The following is an 18,236-nucleotide window of genomic DNA, read 5'->3' as shown; positions in this document are numbered from 1 at the left end:
AGTAAACTGCCTGCAGCAGGAGGTTCCCGCGCCGCCGAGGATCGCGCAGACGGGGCCGCTCCCGAGACCTCTCCAGCGATCCCCGTCGAAAGGACCCCGACATGTGCTCTCCCGTCCGCTGCTCCGACTGCGGCAAGACCACCTGGGCGGGTTGCGGACTGCACATCGAGGAGGCGCTCGCCGGCGTCGCCGAGGCGCAGCGCTGCTCCTGCCCGCGCTGATCGCGCGGACGCTGCGCCCGGGACGCGCCTAGACCTCGTCCCTCCCCGGCGCGCCCGGCGCGACGTCGTTCGGCTCGAGATCGCCGCAGCCGATGGCCGCCTGCACCGCGAGCCAGCACTCCGCGGTGTCCTCGATCGACGACAGGTCGCGGTCGATGATCTTCTCGATGCGCGAGACGCGGGCGATGAGCGTCTGCCGGTGCACGTAGAGCCGCTCGGCGGCGCGCACCCAGCTGCGATTCTCCTCGAGGAACACCCGCAGCGTCTGCGTGAGCGAGGTGCCCCGCTGCGCGTCGTAGGTGCGCAGCGGGCCGAGCACCTGGCGCGCGATGCCCCGGAGCTGGTCGGCGTCGTTGGGGAGGAAGAGCGAGGCGGTCGTGTTCTCCTCGAAGCGCAGCACGCGGCCGGACTGGTGATTCCGGATCAGCGCGCTCCGCGCCTGCCGGAGCGCCGTCGGCAGATCCTCCAGCTGGTGGAAGTGCGCGCTCACGCCGATCCGCGCGGTCTCGCCGGTCAGGGACTCCAGCACCCGGTCCACCCGCTCGCCGGCCTCGGTGAGGATCAGCACCTGGCCGCCCTTGATGGTCGCGAGCGCCGGCACCCGATGGGTGGCGAAAGCCGTGTGCACCTGGTCGAGGGCTGCGCGCACGTCGTCGTTCTCGGTCACCGCCAGCAGATAGGGCGGCTCGACGTCGTAGGTCGCCACGAGCCGCGCCGCGGGCTCGGACGGCACCGATCCGCCGCACAGCTCCGCGAGCAGCAGCGATCCGTGCAGCTGCTCCGCCTGCACCACGCGCGCGGTGCGCTCCGACTGCACGGCCTCGGCGACCGCCATGGCGAGCGAGACGAAGGGCACCTCGTGCGCGGTCTGGAGCACCGGGAAGCCGATGTGCGCGGCGTAGGCGAGCGCGGGCTCCGTCAGCGGCGTCTCGGGCAGGGTCGCATCGACCGCCAGGGCCGCGATCCCGGCCGCGTGCATGCCGGCGAGATAGGCGCACTGCTCGTCCGTGGTGGCCGGCAGCCCGATGCCCGTCGTCATCACCAGCGCGCCGCGTCCCAGCCACTGCCACGGCTCGGGCAGCTCGCAGACGTGCGCCCAGGTGATCGCACGGTCTTCTCCGACGCCCGGAGTCAGCGAGATCGTGCTCACCGCGGGCAGGTTGAGAAGTGACCTGACGGTGAAGGTCATGTGTCCAGGATAGATCGGACGTCGCGGCTCATGAGGGGATCTCGTTCGCGAGCGCCGCGGCCGCGCGGTACCCTGAGGCGACGGCCCCCGACAGCGACTGCGCGAGACCGGTGTGCTCGCCGGCGATCGCCACGCGGCCCGCCGGGCGGTCGAAGGCCGCGGCGTCCGCAGCGGTCCAGTCGAGGCCCGCCGCGGTGTAGGCTCCGCGGGTCCAGGGGTCGTCCGCCCACGTCGTGAGCAGCACCTCGCCGTCGATCTCCAGCTCGGGACGCATCCGCCGCAGCGCCCGCACCCAGCCGTCGGGGCCCTCGGTCACGCCCAGGGCGTCGAGGGCGAACGGCCCGCCCGCGAAGGAGGAGAGCGCGCCGATGCGGTGCTCGCCGTCGATCGAGAGCGAGCGCCACGACCACCAGGTGTGGTCGGGGTTCTGCAGCGCGATGTCGTCGTCGACGCGGCTGAGGGGCACGCCGAGCTTCGCGGCGACGCCCATGAAGCGGTGGTCGAGCGCGAGCCGCTGCGCCTCCGGCAGCGCGAAGTCCAGTTCGAGATCGCGCAGGATCGGGAGCGGCACCGCCACCACGGCGGCATCGGCGTCGATCCGGGAGCCGTCGCGCAGCAGCACCTGCACCCCCGTCGCCGTCTGCTCCACACCCGAGACGGGATGCTCCAGGCGCACGCGGTCGCCGAGCCGGCGCGCCAGCTCGATCGCGAGCGCCTGGTTGCCGCCGACGAAGCGGCCCCCGTCCTCGATGTACCCGTCCACCGTCGACGACTCGTGCAGCAGCACCGCCTCCGCGCTCACGAGGGCGGGATCCGCGGCGGCCGACGTGGTGGTGCGGCGGTAGACCGGGTCGAGACGGTAGTCGGCGCCGAGCGCCTCGGCGAAGGCGCGCTCGAGCGAGACGCCGGTCTCGCCGTCGGCGAGCATCTGCGCCAGCGTCGCGCGCACGCGGTCGCCCGTCTGCGCGAGCTCGTCGAACGAGATGACCCGCCCGTTCACCGTGCGGCGGCCGTACCGCACGTTGTGCGACATGATCGGCACTCCGACCTCGGCCGCGAGCCGCCGGATCGGGAACTCCGTCGGGAAGACGTACTCGCCGCCGCGCTCGGTCACCTCGCCGTTGCCCAGCCGCTCCGACCAGGTGCGTCCGCCGACGCGATCCCGTGCTTCGAGCACGGTGCAGCGGTGCCCGGTCCTGCCGAGCTCCCACGCTGCGGTGAGTCCGGCGAGCCCGGCCCCGACGACGACGATGTCCATGCGCGTTCCTCCTCGAACTGCTTGCGATGCCTGTTCCATGGTAGGGATCGCGCCGCGATCGAGGGATCGGAAATCGGGCTGATCGGCCGAATCCTTATGTTCGTACCACCGTCTGCCGGGGGGATGTACGAATCTATGAAAGATGTCGCGAGCGGTAACGAAGGGGTAACGGAGGGCCGCCGGGCGAGGGTGGGCGCTGGTAGCTTCGGTGGCACCCGCCGGGCGAGCAGGGGCCGTTCGAAAGCCTCGGATGCGGCGCTCGCGGGAACCACGATCACGATGAGGTGAGGAAACACATGTCCACTCTGAAGAACCCCAAGACCCGCCGGGGGCTCGCGCTCCTCGCGGGCTCTGCGGCGCTCGCGCTCACGCTGGTGGGCTGCAGCGGCGGAGGCGGCGACGACGAGCCGGCCCCGGAGCGCGACCTGGGAACGCCGGTCGCCGGTGAGATCAAGGAGGGCGCCCTCGCGGGCACGACCCTCACCTTCGCCGGATCGGGCGGCGTCTTCCAGGACGGGCAGACCGAGGCGCTCTGGAACCCGTTCGCCGAGGCCTCGGGCGCCACCTTCAACCAGGACGCGTTCGACGCGGGCAAGCTCAAGGCGATGGTCGACAGCGGCAACGTCAGCTGGGACATCGTCAACACCACGCAGTTCGACACCGCCCGCGGCTGCGGCACCCTCTACGAGGAGTACGACTACGACCAGATCGACACGTCGAAGATCCCCGAGGGCACCATCACCGACAAGTGCATGGTGCCGCAGATCCTCTACGGCCTCGTCGTCGTGTACAACACCGACAAGTTCGGCGACAACCCGCCCACGAGCGCGGCGGACTTCTTCGACACGGAGAAGTTCCCGGGCAAGCGCACCGTCAGCCAGTCGACCTACGTCGATCCGCAGACCGTCGAGTTCGCCCTCGTGGCGCAGGGCAAGGACGTGAAGAGCATCACGCCGGAGGACATCGACGGCGCCTTCGACATGTACCGCGATCTGGGCGACGACGTGATCGGCTGGACCACGGGCGCCCAGGCCCAGCAGCAGCTCGAGGCGGGCGAGGCCGTGATGGGCCTCGTCTGGTCGGGCCGCGGATACGGCGCCGCCAATGCCGGGGCGCCCGTCGCCCCGATGTGGGACGAGTGGATGATCATGGTCGACTCGAACGGCATCCCGAAGGGCGTCAAGGACAAGCAGGCGGCCTTCGCGGCGGTCAACTACTCCATCGGCGCCGAGCAGCAGGCCAAGATGACCGAGCTCACCTCCTACGGCGGGGTGAACGTCGACGCGAAGCCGGAGATGGACGAACTGCTCACCGAGTGGATGACCACCGAGCACCTGGACACGGGGGTCGCGCCCAACGTCGATTTCTGGGTCGACAACTACGACGCGCTCGCCGCGGCGTGGGCCGGATGGGCGACCGGTAACTGATCGCCATGACCGACAACACCGTCACCGGGGGCGTCGCCGCGCAGAGCGCCGGCGTCCCCGGTGCGGACGCCGGGAATCCGAAGCGGCGGGGGCCGAAGAACTGGCGCCCGTTCCTGCTGCTGATCCCGGCGTTCGTGATCGTCTCGCTGTTCTTCCTGGCGCCGCTCATCGACGTCTTCATCCGGTCGGTGACCGACCCGGAGCCGGGCCTGCAGAACTACGTCTGGCTGTTCACCACCGAGGCGAACCTGAACGTCGTGATCCGCACCTTCGGCACCGCGATCCTCGTCACGATCGTCTGCCTGGTGCTGGCGTATCCGTACGCCTACCTCATGACGATCGTCTCCGACCGCACCCGCAACATCATGCAGCTGTTCATCATGATGCCGCTGTGGACGTCGATCCTCGTGCGCACCCTCGCCTGGATGGTGCTGCTGCAGGACACCGGTCCCATCAACGGGCTGCTGGCGGCGTGGTTCGGGATCGGCCCGATCCCGCTGATCCGCACCACCTTCGGCGTGGCCCTCGGCATGAGCCAGGTGCTGCTGCCGTTCATGGTGCTGCCGCTGTACTCGTCGATGGCGAAGATCGACAAGCGACTGCTGCCGGCGGCTTCGAACCTCGGCGCGAACCCGGTGACCGCGTTCTTCACGGTCTACCTGCCGCTGTCGCGGCCCGGGATCTTCTCGGGCGGCGTGACGGTGTTCATCCTGGGCCTGGGCTTCTACATCATCCCCGCGCTGCTGGGGTCCTCGAAGGAGATCATGATCTCCGCGCTGATCCAGCAGCAGATCAGCGTCTTCCTGATGTGGGGCCAGGGCACGGCGCTCGGCGTCTTCCTGCTGGTGTGCACGATCCTGATCCTGGTGGTCGTCTCGCGCTTCAACAAGAACGGCAGCCTGTTCCCGGGGGTGGATCGCTGATGACCACGAAACGTCTGCTGGGCGCCTTCTCGGTGCTGATCGTGCTGTGGCTGATCGTGCCGACCCTGGTGATCGTGCCGATGTCGTTCAACGAGGCGCCGTCGTTCAACTTCCCGCCCAAGGGATTCTCGACGCGCTGGTACGAGAACTTCGTCACCGACCCGAGCTGGCTGAAGGCGCTGTTCTCCTCGCTGCAGGTCGCGCTGCTCACCATGCTCGTGGCCACCGCGGTGGGCGTGCTGGCCGCGCTCGGCCTGTCGAAGGTGCGGTTCCGCGGCAAGGGGCTGCTCGAGGGCTACTTCCTGCTGCCCCTGATCGTGCCGGGCATCGTGCTGGCCGTGGGCCTGTACTCGCTGTTCCTGCGCATGGACCTGCTGGGCACGCTGCCCGGTTTCGTGCTGGCGCACACGATCGTCTCGATGCCGCTCGTCGTCACGAACGTGATGGCGTCGCTGCAGGGGCTGGATCCCCGGCTCGAGCAGGCCTCGGCGACGCTCGGCGCCGGCAAGGTGCGCACCTTCTTCAGCATCACCCTGCCGCTCATCGCGCCGGGTGTGACCGCCGGCGCGCTGTTCGCCTTCGTCACCTCGTTCGACGAGGTGATCCTGTCACTGTTCATCCAGAGCCCCACACTGCAGACGCTGCCGGTGAAGATCTTCAACAGCGTCACGCAGACCAACGACCCGACGGTGGCCGCGGTCGCGGTGATCACGATGCTCACCTCGGTGATCGTCATGCTCATCGCCCAGTTCGCCACGAGGAAGAGAAAGCGACCGGTAGCGTGAACGCTATGACCCACAACGACATCCCGGTGCCCGACGGGCACGAGCAGGAACTGCGCGAGGGAGGCCTGAACACCTCGGCGATCCACGCGATCGGCGAGGCCGGGATCAGCCTGAGCCAGGTGACCAAGCGCTACGGCGACAAGGCCGTGGTCGACGAGATCGACCTCGTGATCGAGCCGGGCGAGTTCATGACCTTTCTGGGCCCCTCGGGATCCGGGAAGACGACCACCCTGAACATGATCGCCGGGTTCACCGGCGTCACCGAGGGGCACCTGCACATCTACGGCAAGCCCGTGGCGAAGCTGCCGCCGCACAAGCGCGACATCGGCATGGTGTTCCAGAACTACGCGCTGTTCCCGCACAAGACCGTGGCCGAGAACATCGCCTACCCCCTGCAGCGCCGCAGGTTCTCGAAGGCGCAGCAGAAGGAGCAGGTCGCCGCGGCGCTCGGCATGGTGCGCATGAGCGACTACGGCGACCGCTATCCCTCCGAGCTCTCGGGCGGCCAGCAGCAGCGCGTCGCCCTCGCCCGCGCCCTCGTCTACGAGCCGCGGGTGCTGCTGATGGACGAGCCGCTCGGCGCCCTCGACAAGAAGCTGCGCGAGTGGCTGCAGGGGGAGATCAAGCGCATCCACCGCGAGGTGGGCTCCACCTTCGTGTACGTGACGCACGACCAGGAGGAGGCACTGTCGATGTCGGACCGCATCGCGGTCTTCAACAACGGCCGGATCGAGCAGGTCGGCACCGCCGAGGATCTCTACGAGGCTCCCCAGACGCTGTTCGTGGGTCGCTTCCTCGGCGAGTCCACCGTGCTGCTCGGCAAGGGCACGCCGGTCGGCGAGCGGCAGACCGCGATCGAGGTCGCGGGCCACCGCATCGTCGCGAACGGGCAGAGCCGGCACGAGGATCTCGCGATCCTCATCCGGCCCGAGAACCTGCGCCTCGAACCCGCGGCGACCGCCCCGTCCGAGAACCAGAACGCGATCCCGGTCACGATCACCGACGTCACGTATCTCGGCGCCTCGCGCCGCTACTCGGTGCGGCTGCCCGACAGCAGCGAGGGCGCCGTGCGCCTGGGGCAGGACGCGCGCATCCACAATCGGGGCGACGAGGTCGCCATGATGTGGGACATCTCCTCCGGAGTGCTGCTCGTCGACACCGGCGAGGCCGGCGAGTCCACGACGTAACAGCGCCCCGCCGGTTGAGCGAGCGGAGCGAGTCGAAACCGTACGCGCATGCGCGGTCCCTCCGTCATCCTGCGCGAAGTCGCAGGATCCACAGGCCAATTGGATCCTGCGACTCGCTCCGCTCGCGCAGGATGACGGAAAGACACCGCGGAACCCAGCCCGCGAGGCGCCCGCCCGCCCGCCTACGCCTCGATGTCGACGTCCTTCGTCTCCGGCGTCAGGATGAGCGCCACGAGCGTGAGCACGGCCGCGCCCGTGAGGTAGAGGCCCACGAAGATCGGGCTGCCGCCCGCGAGCCCCCACAGCCACACGGCGATGATCGGGGCGAGGGCCGCGCCGAGGATGGACGACACGTTGTAGGCGATCGCCGATCCGGTGTAGCGAACGTTCGTGGGGAACATCTCGGGCAGGAAGGCGCCCATGGGGCCGAAGGTGAGGCCCATCAGGGTGAAGCCGAGCGCCAGGAAGAACATCACGAGCGCCGTGCCTCCGCCCAGCAACGGCACGAACGTGAACCCGAAGAGCGCGATCGCCACGGTCACCGCGATGAGCGTGCGGCGGCGGCCGAAGCGGTCGGCGAGGGGGCCCGATACGAGCGTGAAGACGCCGAAGAACACGACGCCGAACACGAGCATCAGGATGAAGTCGTTGTAGGCGTAGCCGAGCCCGGGAACGTAGGCGTCGGCGTCGAACGGCGTGCCCGCGGCGTCGGCGGCCTGCTGCGCGGCCGCGAGGCCGGGACGGGTGCCGAGGGTGAGCGTGTAGGAGGTCATCAGATAGAACAGCACGTAGGTCGCGAGCATCGCGAAGGTGCCGAGGATCAGCGCGCGCCAGTGGAAGCGGAAGGCCGTGACGAGCGGCATGCGCGTGACCTGGCCCCGCTCCTTCGTACGCTCGAACGCCGACGACTCGACGAGCCTGAGCCGCACCCAGAGGCCGATGATCACCATGACGGCCGAGAACAGGAAGGGGATGCGCCAGCCCCAGCTGAGGAAGGCCTCCGAGGCGATGCCGGGCTGGGACGGATCCGCGAGCGACGTGTTGATCGCGAAGAACAGCATGTTGGCGATGATGAAGCCGATGGGCGCGCCCAGCTGCGGGAAGGTGCCGTACCAGGCGCGCTTGCCGCGGGGCGCGTTCTCGGTGGCGACGAGCGCGGCGCCCGACCACTCGCCGCCGATCGCGAATCCCTGCGCGAGGCGCATCACCAGCAGCAGCACGGCCGCCCAGGGGCCGATCTGCGCGTGCGTGGGCAGCAGGCCGATGAGGAAGGTCGCGATGCCCATGGTGAGGAGCGACGCGACGAGGGTGGTCTTGCGGCCGAGGCGGTCGCCGAGGTGGCCGAAGAAGACCGCGCCGATGGGACGGGCGAGCATGGCCGCGCCGAACGTGGCGAAGGAGGCGAGCAGCGCGGTCGTCTCATTGCCGGTGGGGAAGAAGAGGTGCGGGAAGACGAGCACCGCCGCGGTGGCGTAGACGTAGAAGTCGTAGAACTCGATGGTGGTGCCGACGAGGCTCGCGATGACGACCCGGGAACGGGAGTTGCGCGGCGCTGCGGCGGTCGGTGCGGATACGGCTGGTGATGACACGGGCGGCTTTCGGTTGCGTTCGGTGCGCCGGCCGCCGCTCCGTCGGTGTGGTCGATGGCTCAGCGCCATTGACTGCGTGCGTCCTCGTGAGACGTCGGCGTCCAGTGTACGCCCTGTTCCTCCGCCGCCCTCGCAGGGATCGGGCGCAGCGCCGCGACCCCTGCGGGTCCCGGCTACTGGCCGACGACCATGATCTCGTGCGGCAGCTTCGAGAGCAGGCTCGTCCGGTCCTCCTCGATCGCGAAGGTGTCGAGCAGGCCGATCCCGCACATGCTCTCGAAATTCGCCACCATTCCGGCCTCGAAGACCCGGTCGTCGTCCTCGCCTCCGACCACGGTGAACTTCCACTCGCCGACCCAATCGGGCGGGAATGCGATGCCCATCTCGTAGCCGCCGATCCAGACGCTGGAGTTCAGCTCGAAGACCCCTGCGTCGCGGTAGTAGGCGTACAGCTCGGCGTTGACGTCGCCGATCCGCACTCCCGGCCGTGCCCGCTCCGTGAGGATGTCGAAGGCGCCCGTGAGCACGCGCATCAGTTCGACCGCGCCCTTCGGCGGCTCCTTGAACGCGTAGAGCTGCGAGCGGTTGGAGTGGTAGCGCCGGTAGACGCCGCAGGGATCGACGTCGAGGAAGTCGTCCTCGGTGATCACGCGCCGCCCGGAGATCTCGTGGTACACGCCGAGCGCCGCGAGGCCCACGAAGGCGACCTGGTGCAGCCCGGCCGGTTCGCCGCCGGCCGCCGAGAGGCCGCGGATCAGCTCGCCGTGCGCCTCGAGCTCGGTCATTCCCGGCCGCAGCACCCCCGCGAGGTGGAGGAGACCGGCGTCGCAGATCTCCGCGGCCCGCTTGATCGCCTCCATCTCGGCGGCGGACTTGATCATCCGCACCCGCCGCGAGGTGAGGGTGCCGTCGACCACGCGGCCCCCGGCGTCGAGGAGCGCCCCCTCCATCATCTTGGAGACGGCGGGGTTGGGGATCGCGGAGAACAGCTCGAGGCCGACGTTCGCTCCCTGAACCCAGCCCTCGCGCTTGAGCTCGTCGACGATGAAGCGCAGCATGCCGTCGCGCTCGTAGCGGGGGAGGAGCCGCACGTCTCGCGCGGCGGAGGTGCGCCGGATCATCTCGGTGTGCTCGATGCCCTCGAAGAGGATGAAACCCGCATCGACGCGGACGACAGTGCAGGTGAGGGGGCGCCAGTCGCGGGGGCCGTTGGCCTTGTACCAGCGGAGCGCGAGTCCGTGGAGCCAGTTCTGCGCCTCGGGGGAGGAGAGCACCAGCGTGTCGATGCGGTCCTCGGCCATGGCCCGCTGCAGTCGTTCGAGCCTCGCCGCGTACTCCTCGTCGGAGAAGGCGATGTGGGGCTCCGTGCCCGAAATCCGCTCCTGCTGCTCGGCAAGGAATTGAGTGATCGTCGAATCGAGCATGCTCACCTCTGAGTATCTCCGTTGATGATGTGGTGCTGAGGAGGCCGCCCGGGCGGCCCCGTTGGTGATAATAACATATTATTGGAATAGGTCGAGAGTGCGGATCGAGTGCCGCTGCGGGGGTCGGAGCGGGCGCCGCCGTCTACGAGCCGACGCCCTCCTCGAGCAGCGCGTCCGCGACCACCTCGGGTGTGAGCGCGGTGGGCTCGGTGCCCACGGCATCGCGGGCGAGGGCCCCGAGCAGGCGATCCGCCTCCGCGGGATCGACGCCGAGCTGCGTCGTCGCCCAGTCGTTGAGCACTCGGAGCATGAGCTCCTGGGTGAAGACGTCGGGTTCGGCCAGGGTGCGGATGGAGAGGCCGTCCATGAGGGCGAGCATGCCGATGGTGAGTCCTCTGGGGTCGGCGCCGGTCGGCAGCCGGCCCTGCTGCTCGAGGCGGCGCAGGGCGGCCTCGAGGGGATGGGCCCACAGACGGTACACCTGCGTGGCGACCCCGCGGAGGTGATCGGAGCGCCCCGACGCCGCCCAGAGCTCGCTCCAGAAGCCCCACCGCTCCGGGAACGCGACGGTGCCGAAGACGTGGAGGCGGATCATCTCGTAGATGAACTGCAGCGGGTCGTCGACGGTCTGCACCCGCTGCGCGCTCTCCCGCGAGACCACCTGCATCATCGCGCCGAACGCGGCGTCGATGAGGTTCTCGCGCGTATCGAAGTAGTGCTGGATGAGCCCGAGGCTCACGCCGGACTCGCGTGCGATGTCCTTGAGCTTGGCCGCCACCACGCCGTCGCGAGCGATGACCCTGATCGTGCCGCAGAGGATCTCGGCTCGGCGCCGGGTGGCGAGGTCGGTGTCTCCCCGGCCGGCGGTGTGTGCTGTTGCGGTGGTCACGCGGACTCCTCGGTGGTGTGCGGGTGCGATCCGTTCGCTGGGGGATCGGTGTGTCCTACCTTAAGGTCCAGGATCGCACGCCCCTTGCGGTCACACAATAATGCGTTATTATGATAATCCGATCGTATTGACGAAGGGGTCAACCGAAGATGAGTAAGACAACCCTGAGGCTGCTGCCCGTCGCAGCCGTCGCCGCGCTTGCGCTCGCCGCATGCTCCTCCGGCACCGCCTCCGATTCCCCCGGCGACGGCGGCGGAACGCTGGTGTTCGCGAGTTACGGCAGCGCCTACCAGGACGCACAGAACGAGGCCTTCCTCACGCCGTGGGCCGAGGAGCACGGGGTCACCGTGCAGAACGACGGCCCGACCTCCTACCCGAAGATCCAGCAGATGGTCGAGTCCGGCAACACGATCTGGGACGTGGCCGACACCGAGCCCTACTTCCCGGTGGCGAACTGCGGCACGCTGGTCGAGGAGCTCGACTTCAGCGACATCGACACCTCGAACTTCCCCGAGGGCACCTGGTCCGACTGCTCGATCCCGATCGCGCAGTACTCGACCATGATGATCTACAACACCGACACCTACAGCGGGGCCGATGCGCCGACCACACCCGCCGACTTCTTCGATCTGGAGAAGTACCCGGGCGTGCGCATGATCCCGGGCTGGGCCGGCGCGGGCGCGCTCGAATTCGCGCTGCTCGCCGACGGCGTCGCGCCCGAGGACCTCTATCCGCTCGACACCGACCGCGCCTACGCGAAGCTCGACACCATCCGGGACTCGCTGACGTTCTGGAACACGAGCTCCGAATCGCAGCAGGCGATGGAGGACGGCTCGGCCGACATGTGGCTCGCGTGGTCGGGTCGCGGCTACGAGGCCGAGAGCAACGGCGCGAAGATCGCGCCCATCTGGGAGGACAACCTGCTGGCCTGGGCGAGCCTCAGCATCATCAAGGGCAGCAAGAATCTCGAGAACGCCCAGAGCTTCATCGAATTCGCCGCGCAGGCCGAGCCGCAGGCGCGCTTCGCCGAGCTGCAGCCCTACGCCCCCGCCGAGCTCTCGGCGGAGCCCCAGCTCGACGAGCTGCAGCAGAAGTGGAACGTGGCAGACGAGAGCGTGCAGAGCCAGTCCATCGTGACGGACGTCCAGTGGTGGGCCGACAACTCGGCCGAGGCCGAGACCGAGTGGACCGCCTGGTCGACCAGCTGACCCGGTCGCCGGCTCCCGGCGCCGACCGGAGGGAGCGCTCGCCCCTCCGGTCGGTACCACCCGATCCCCACCCGACTCCTCGGAGGCCCCATGCGTCAGTCGCGCCTGTTCGGCGGCATCGCCGTAGCCCCGGCGCTCGCCGTGGTCCTGCTCTTCTTCCTGCTCCCCATCGGCGTCATCATCGTCCGCTCCTTCACCGATCCGGAGCCCGGCCTCGGCCAGTACGCGAGTGCGCTCGCCGATCCGACCACCCTGCGGGTGCTCGGCCGCACCTTCGCCACCGCGGGCATCACCGTGGTCGTGTGCATCGCGCTCGGGTACCCGTTCGCCTACCTGCTGACCCTCGTCGGCCCCACCGCGCGCACGCTGCTCATGGTGCTCGTGCTCGTGCCGTTCTGGACCTCGCTCATGGCCCGCACCTTCGCCTGGATCTCCCTGCTGCAGCGCGACGGCCCGGTCTCGGCGATCCTCGCCTTCTTCGGAGCTGAGAACGTGACCCTGCGCGGCACGGCGGCGGGTGTGATCCTCGCCATCGTGCAGATCCTGCTGCCGTACATGATCCTCACGCTCTACACCGCGCTGGCATCGATCGACCGCCGTCAGCTCGCAGCGGCCCAGAGCCTCGGCGCGAACCGGTACCGCGCCTTCTGGCAGGTGTACCTGCCGCAGTCGCTGCCCGGCGTCTTCGCCGCTTCGTCGCTGGTCTTCATCCTGGCGCTCGGCTTCTACATCACGCCCCAGCTGATCGGCAGCCCCAAGGAGGCGATGATCGCCCAGGTGATCGGGCAGCGCGTCGAGAAGATCGTCGACTTCGCCGGTGCCGGAGCCCTCTCGGGGATCCTGCTGCTGGCCACACTCGGCCTCTTCTGCGTCGTGATCCTCGCGGTCGCCCCGCTGCGCCGGGGGATCTCGCAGATGGTGTCGGGAGGTGACCGGCGATGAACGAACGGACCCGCATCCGCCTGCCGATCCGCCTCTGGGCGGCTGTGGCGGCCCTGCTGCTCGTCGCGCCCACGCTCGTCGTGGTCCCCCTGTCGTTCTCGGACAAGCGCAGCTTCGCGTTCCCCGTCGAGGGCTGGTCGCTGCAGTGGTACGAGAACTTCTTCACCGATCAGCGCTGGCTCGGGTCGCTCGGCACGAGCCTCGGGATCGCGTGCATCGTCGGGGTTGCGGCCACCGTGCTGGGCACGCTCGCGGCGCTCGGGCTGCGGTCGCTCCGCGCGCGGTTCTCCGCGACCGCGCAGATCACGATGATGCTGCCGATCCTCGTGCCGGGTATCGTCGCGGCGATCGCCATCTTCGGGATGTACCTGCGCTGGGGGCTCGCCGGATCGCCGCTCGGCATCGTGCTCGCGCACATCACGCTCGCGCTGCCGTTCGTGCTGATCCCCGTGGGCACCGCGCTGCGCGGTCTCGACGACACGCTCGTGCGCGCGGCGGCGGTGCTCGGCGCCGGACCGACGGCGCGATTCCTCCAGGTGCAGCTGCCGATCCTCATGCCGGGCATCGTCACCGGGTTCATCTTCGCCTTCGTGACGAGCCTCGACGAGGTCGTGGTCGCCTACTTCCTGCAGTCGCCCACGCTGCGCACCCTGCCCGTGCAGATGTACAGCTCGGTCACGCTCGAGACCGATCCGAGCATCGCGGCCGCCTCGACGCTGCTGCTGGTGCTCTCGACGCTCATCATCCTCATCCCCAGACTCGTGCAGGTCGTGCAGGAACGACGTGCCGCGAAACGACTCGGAGACCCCTCATGACTGCGACGTCCGTACCGGGCGCTGAGCTGCGGCTCAGCGGCCTCGTCAAGCGCTACGCCGGCACCGCCGCCGTCGAGAACGTCGACCTGAGAGTCGCGTCCGGCGAGTTCCTCACGCTGCTCGGACCGAGCGGATCGGGCAAGACGACGACGCTGTCGATGATCGCCGGCTTCACCGAGCCGAGCGGCGGCAGCGTCGTCTGCGACGATCGCGAGATGACCGCCGTGCCGCCGCACAAGCGCGGGCTCGGCATGGTCTTCCAGAACTACTCGCTCTTCCCGCACCTCTCGGTGCGCGAGAACGTCGAGTTCCCCCTGCGCCAGCGCGGTGTGGCCAAGGCCGAGCGGGTCCGCCGGGCCCTCGCCGCGCTCGAGCTGGTGGAGCTGCAGGCGCGGGCGAACGCGAAGCCCGCCCAGCTCAGCGGCGGGCAGCAGCAGCGCGTCGCCCTCGCCCGCGCGCTGGTCTTCGAGCCCCGACTGCTCCTCATGGACGAGCCGTTCGGCGCGCTCGACCGGGCCCTGCGCGAGCGGCTGCAGATCGAGCTCCGCCGTCTGCATCGCGAGCTCGGCATCACCGTGGTGTTCGTGACGCACGATCAGGAGGAGGCGCTGACGCTCTCCGACCGGATCGCGGTCTTCAACGAGGGGCGGATCGAGCAGGTCGGCACGCCGGAGGAGCTCTACGAGCGGCCGGCGACCCTGTTCGTCGCACGGTTCATCGGCGAATCCAACGCGCTGACCGGCGAGGTGCGCGGCGAGGTCTTCACCAGCGACGCCGGCGTGCGCATCCCGGCGCCACGGCTGCCCGACGGCTCCGCCGTCGCGATCGTGCGGCCCGAGCGGCTGCGCGTCTCGGACGCGGGCGGCGCCGCGGGTGATGCCGCGGGCGGCGGACCCTCCGGTGACGGCGCGGGCGAGTCCCCGGGCGAGTGCGGGATCGGCGGCCGCATCCGGGACATCACCTACCTCGGGGCCCAGCGCCGCGTCGAGATCACGACCGACGACGGTCCGGTGATCGTGCGCTCGGGCACCGAGCAGCCGAGCCCCGGCATCGGCGCCGGCGTGCGCCTGAGCTGGGCGACCGCCGACACCGCGATCTTCCCCATCCGCAGCGAAGCAACCGAAACGAGGAATCCATGGACCGCAACCCTCGCCCCGTCCACGTCAAGCTCGAGGAGCTGACGCCCGTCGACGCGGCGACCGCCCCGACGAGGGTGCGCATCAACCGCGTCATCACCCGGCGCGATCACCAGAGCGAGCTGACCCAGGGCGTCTGCTGGATGGACCCCGGTGAGCAGACCAACCGCTGGTCGAGCCGGGAGATCTTCGATCCCGAGGAGGCCGAGCACTGGTACGGTCCCGTGGACGAGACCTACTTCATCGTTCGGGGCCGACTGCGCCTGACCTGGGACGAGGGCGTCTTCGAGCTCGGGCCGAACGACACCGTCTATCTCGCACCCGGCTGGACCTATCACCTGGAGAACGTCGGCGATGAGCCCGCCTTCTTCGTCTACAACATGACCCCGGCCCAGGAATGAGCACGGGGCAGCCGATGAGGCCGACGAGGCCGGAGAGGAGCCGCGGATGACGTCGACCGAGGCGATGCCCATCCACTTCGACGCGCGGGTGCTCGACCACGACACCGGCAGCGCGCTGCACGAGACGTCGCCGAGCCCCTGGTTCGCGGTGAATGAGCCGCACACCGAGGGGCGGCTGCGGATCGAGCGCATGCACGACATCCTCGAGCGCGGGCCCGTCGCCGACTCCGTGCGCTTCGCCCCCGGGCGGCTCGCGGGCGAGGACGAGCTGGAGCGGGTGCACGAGGCCGACTACATCGCCGAGGTGCGCCGCGCGGCCGAGCGGGGCGGGGGATGGGTGACCGGTACGACCCGGCTGGCCGCCGGGTCGTACGAGCCCCTGCTCGCCGCGGCCGGAACGGCGCTCGCCGCGGCCGAGTCGGTGCTGTCGGGCCGTGCCCCGATGGCCTACGCGCTGACCCGCCCGCCCGGCCATCACGCCCAGCGGGCGCAGGCCGACGGCTACTGCTTCTTCAACGGAGCGGCGCTCGCGGCCGACGCCGCGAGACGAGCCGAGATCGACCGCGTGCTGGTGATCGACTGGGACGTGCATCACGGCAACGGCACGCAGGACATCTTCTACGAGCGCGACGACGTGCTCACCGTGAGCCTGCACATGGACCACGGCGCCTGGGGACCCAGCCACCCGCAGACCGGCCGGCTCGAGGAGCGGGGCGCGGGGCGCGGCACCGGCTTCAACCAGAATGTTCCGCTGCCGCTCGGGGCGGGCAACACGGCCTATCTGCGGGCGTTCGACGAGGTCATCGCGCCACTCGCCGAGCGCTTCGATCCCGGCATGATCGTGTGCGCGAGCGGCCAGGACGCGAGCGCCTACGACCCGAACGGCCGGCACAACGTCTCGATGCCGGGGTTCCGGGGTATCGGCCGGCGTGTGCGCGAGCTCGCCGAGCGGCACACCGGCGGGCGCGCGATCCTCGTGCAGGAGGGCGGGTACAACCCGTCCTACGCGCCGTACTGCCTGCTCGCCACGGTCGAGGGCCTGCTCGGCTCCGGCGAGGAGACCGCCGACCCGCTGGCCTACGTGCCGGATCAGACCCTGGGCCTCGACGAGCGCTTCGCCGAGCTCGCGGTCGAGCTCGGGCCCGAGCGACTCGAGCGAGTGGGCGGCTCCGCCGGTTGAGCGAGCGCAAACGGATCCCGCCGGTCGAGCGCACTCCGACTCGTCGCTTCGCTCCTCGCGCAGCGACCGCGCAGCGAGCGCCGCACCGAGCGGGGTGGAGCCGAGTCGAAGTGTCGGAACCGCGGGGTCACGGGTCGAGATCGGAGGTCGATCCGGGTGGCGACCAGCTGCCGGAATCGCCGCTCTTCTGGCACGCGGCATGCTGAATCAGTCGCACTTTCCCATATGCAGTCACGAAATCGGTATCGTTGAGCGTGAGGCTCGATGAGGCGGAGGAATCGAAGATGATTAACGGCAATGTGTCTCATTGGTGGCAGCGGGTCGGGGGGCCGAGGCTGCGTCCGGAGTTGCCGGGGAACGTCACGGCGGATGTTGCGATCGTGGGGGCGGGGTATACGGGGTTGTGGGCGGCGTACTACTTGAAGCGGGCCCGGCCGGAGCTGGATGTGGTGGTGGTGGAGCAGCGGCATGCGGGGTATGGGGCGTCGGGGCGGAACGGGGGTTGGTTGACGTCGGCGATGACGGGTGGCCGGGCCCAGTATGTGCCGACGCATGGGCGGGATGCGGCGGAGCGGTTCCAGCGGGCGATGAACGAGACGGTGGACGAGGTGATCCGGGTGGCTGCGGCCGAGGGGATCGACGCCGATATCAAGAAGGGCGGCGAGTTCAACGTCGCCTACACCCCGGCGCAGGAGGCGCGGATCCGGGCGTTCGCGGCGGAGGAGCAGTCGTGGCGGTATACGGATCTCGAGTTGCTGGAGGCCGACGAAGCCACGGCGAAGATCAATGTGGCGGGGACGCGGGCGGCGGTGTGGCATCCGCATGCGGCGCGGATCCAGCCGGCGAAGCTCGTGGCGGGGCTCGCGGATGCGGTCGAGCGGCTGGGTGTGAAGCTCTATGAGCGCACCCGGGTGGTGGAGATCGAGCCGCACCGGTTGCGCACCACGCACGGTACGGTGTCGGCGGAGTATGTGGTGCGTGCGACGGAGGGGTTCACGGCGGGCTTGAAGGGGTTGAAGCGGTTGTGGCTGCCGATGAACTCGTCGCTGATCGCGACGGAGCCGTTGCCGCAGTCGGTGTGGGATGAGTTGCACTGGGGTCAGGGGGAGGTGCTGGGTGATTTCGCGCACGTGTACATGTATGCGCAGCGCACCGCCGATGATCGCATCGCGATCGGTGGGCGCGGCGTGCCGTACAAGTACGGGTCCCGGACGGATACGGATGGTGAGACGCCGCCGGTGACGGTGGAGACGCTGAGTGAGATCCTGCATCGTTTCTTCCCTGTCACGCGGGGCGCCGCGGTCGATCATGTGTGGTCGGGGGTGTTGGGTGTGCCCCGGGATTGGGCGGCGACGGTGGGTCTGGATCGGGGGACGGGGATCGCGTGGGGTGGCGGGTATGTCGGTACGGGGGTGACGTCGACGAATCTTGCGGGGCGCACGATCGCGGATCTGATCCTGGGGAATGATTCGGAGATCGTGGGGTTGCCGTGGGTGAATCATCGGGTGCGCAAGTGGGAGCCCGAACCCCTCAGGTGGATCGCGACGAAGGGCCTGTATGCGGCGTACGGGATCGCGGATCGGGCGGAGCTTGCGGGTCGGGTGAAGACGTCCCCGATCGCGCATCTCGCCGATGTGGTCACCGGACGCCACTGACCCCCCG

16 protein-coding genes are annotated in these 18,236 nt (G+C 69.6%); 11 read left to right on the top strand and 5 right to left on the bottom strand.

Annotated features, from left to right (window positions below):
• Positions 1–249 precede the first annotated feature (249 nt).
• Together ACWKZU_RS18570 and ACWKZU_RS18565 are read right to left on the bottom strand one after the other, a co-directional pair.
• Complete coding sequence (locus tag ACWKZU_RS18570; RefSeq protein WP_449283825.1) at positions 250–1,410, bottom strand: PucR family transcriptional regulator; 1,161 nt, start codon at positions 1,408–1,410, stop codon at positions 250–252.
• 28 nt (positions 1,411–1,438) lie between these two features.
• Positions 1,439–2,668: a flavin monoamine oxidase family protein gene (locus tag ACWKZU_RS18565; RefSeq protein WP_449283824.1), complete on the bottom strand. Its 1,230-nt coding sequence runs from the start codon at positions 2,666–2,668 to the stop codon at positions 1,439–1,441.
• Positions 2,669–2,964: 296 nt separating this feature from the next.
• Here ACWKZU_RS18565 and ACWKZU_RS18560 point away from each other — a divergent pair, with 296 nt between their 5' ends.
• Genes ACWKZU_RS18560 through ACWKZU_RS18545 form a run of 4 tightly spaced genes read left to right on the top strand, consistent with a single transcriptional unit; the run spans position 2,965 to position 6,990 of the window.
• The gene (locus tag ACWKZU_RS18560; RefSeq protein WP_449283823.1) at positions 2,965–4,095 is read left to right on the top strand and encodes an extracellular solute-binding protein; all 1,131 of its coding nucleotides are present in this window, start codon (positions 2,965–2,967) and stop codon (positions 4,093–4,095) included.
• Positions 4,096–4,100: 5 nt separating this feature from the next.
• A complete protein-coding gene (locus ACWKZU_RS18555) occupies positions 4,101–5,018 on the top strand; it encodes an ABC transporter permease (protein ID WP_449283822.1) in 918 nt (305 codons plus the stop codon).
• Positions 5,018–5,803: an ABC transporter permease gene (locus ACWKZU_RS18550; RefSeq protein WP_449283821.1), complete on the top strand. Its 786-nt coding sequence runs from the start codon at positions 5,018–5,020 to the stop codon at positions 5,801–5,803. The genes ACWKZU_RS18555 and ACWKZU_RS18550 overlap by 1 nt, the downstream gene beginning before the upstream one ends.
• Positions 5,804–5,808: 5 nt before the next feature.
• A complete protein-coding gene (locus tag ACWKZU_RS18545; protein WP_449283820.1) occupies positions 5,809–6,990 on the top strand; it encodes an ABC transporter ATP-binding protein in 1,182 nt (393 codons plus the stop codon).
• A gap of 182 nt (positions 6,991–7,172) precedes the next feature.
• Here the strand turns inward: ACWKZU_RS18545 and ACWKZU_RS18540 are convergent, their stop codons facing one another.
• From ACWKZU_RS18540 to ACWKZU_RS18530, 3 genes are all read right to left on the bottom strand, one after another.
• The gene (locus ACWKZU_RS18540) at positions 7,173–8,579 is read right to left on the bottom strand and encodes an MFS transporter (RefSeq protein ID WP_449283819.1); all 1,407 of its coding nucleotides are present in this window, start codon (positions 8,577–8,579) and stop codon (positions 7,173–7,175) included.
• Positions 8,580–8,752: 173 nt separating this feature from the next.
• A complete protein-coding gene (locus tag ACWKZU_RS18535; protein WP_449283818.1) occupies positions 8,753–10,003 on the bottom strand; it encodes a M24 family metallopeptidase in 1,251 nt (416 codons plus the stop codon).
• Between the two features lie 142 nt (positions 10,004–10,145).
• Positions 10,146–10,892 (bottom strand): TetR/AcrR family transcriptional regulator, encoded by a 747-nt coding sequence (locus tag ACWKZU_RS18530; RefSeq protein WP_449283817.1) that lies wholly within the window; start codon positions 10,890–10,892, stop codon positions 10,146–10,148.
• A 149-nt stretch (positions 10,893–11,041) separates the two neighbouring features.
• On the opposite strand from ACWKZU_RS18530, the gene ACWKZU_RS18525 reads away from it, so the two are divergent.
• The 7 genes from ACWKZU_RS18525 (at position 11,042) to ACWKZU_RS18495 (ending at position 18,229) form a co-directional block, all read left to right on the top strand.
• Positions 11,042–12,100 (top strand): ABC transporter substrate-binding protein, encoded by a 1,059-nt coding sequence (locus ACWKZU_RS18525; protein ID WP_449283816.1) that lies wholly within the window; start codon positions 11,042–11,044, stop codon positions 12,098–12,100.
• Between the two features lie 90 nt (positions 12,101–12,190).
• Positions 12,191–13,042 (top strand): ABC transporter permease, encoded by an 852-nt coding sequence (locus ACWKZU_RS18520; protein WP_449283815.1) that lies wholly within the window; start codon positions 12,191–12,193, stop codon positions 13,040–13,042.
• Positions 13,039–13,857: an ABC transporter permease gene (locus ACWKZU_RS18515; protein ID WP_449283814.1), complete on the top strand. Its 819-nt coding sequence runs from the start codon at positions 13,039–13,041 to the stop codon at positions 13,855–13,857. Before ACWKZU_RS18520 ends, ACWKZU_RS18515 begins: the two co-directional genes overlap by 4 nt.
• The gene (locus ACWKZU_RS18510) at positions 13,854–15,038 is read left to right on the top strand and encodes an ABC transporter ATP-binding protein (protein WP_449283813.1); all 1,185 of its coding nucleotides are present in this window, start codon (positions 13,854–13,856) and stop codon (positions 15,036–15,038) included. Before ACWKZU_RS18515 ends, ACWKZU_RS18510 begins: the two co-directional genes overlap by 4 nt.
• On the top strand, positions 14,993–15,394 hold the full coding sequence (locus tag ACWKZU_RS18505; RefSeq protein WP_449283812.1) for a cupin domain-containing protein: 402 nt from the start codon (positions 14,993–14,995) through the stop codon (positions 15,392–15,394). Before ACWKZU_RS18510 ends, ACWKZU_RS18505 begins: the two co-directional genes overlap by 46 nt.
• A 46-nt stretch (positions 15,395–15,440) precedes the next feature.
• Positions 15,441–16,574: a hypothetical protein gene (locus tag ACWKZU_RS18500; protein WP_449283811.1), complete on the top strand. Its 1,134-nt coding sequence runs from the start codon at positions 15,441–15,443 to the stop codon at positions 16,572–16,574.
• Positions 16,575–16,858: 284 nt separating this feature from the next.
• Positions 16,859–18,229 (top strand): NAD(P)/FAD-dependent oxidoreductase, encoded by a 1,371-nt coding sequence (locus ACWKZU_RS18495; protein WP_449283810.1) that lies wholly within the window; start codon positions 16,859–16,861, stop codon positions 18,227–18,229.
• Positions 18,230–18,236: the final 7 nt, after the last annotated feature.

The sequence above is a fragment of the Leucobacter sp. genome (assembly GCF_053528595.1).
This window is presented reverse-complemented; position numbering and strand designations above follow the sequence as displayed.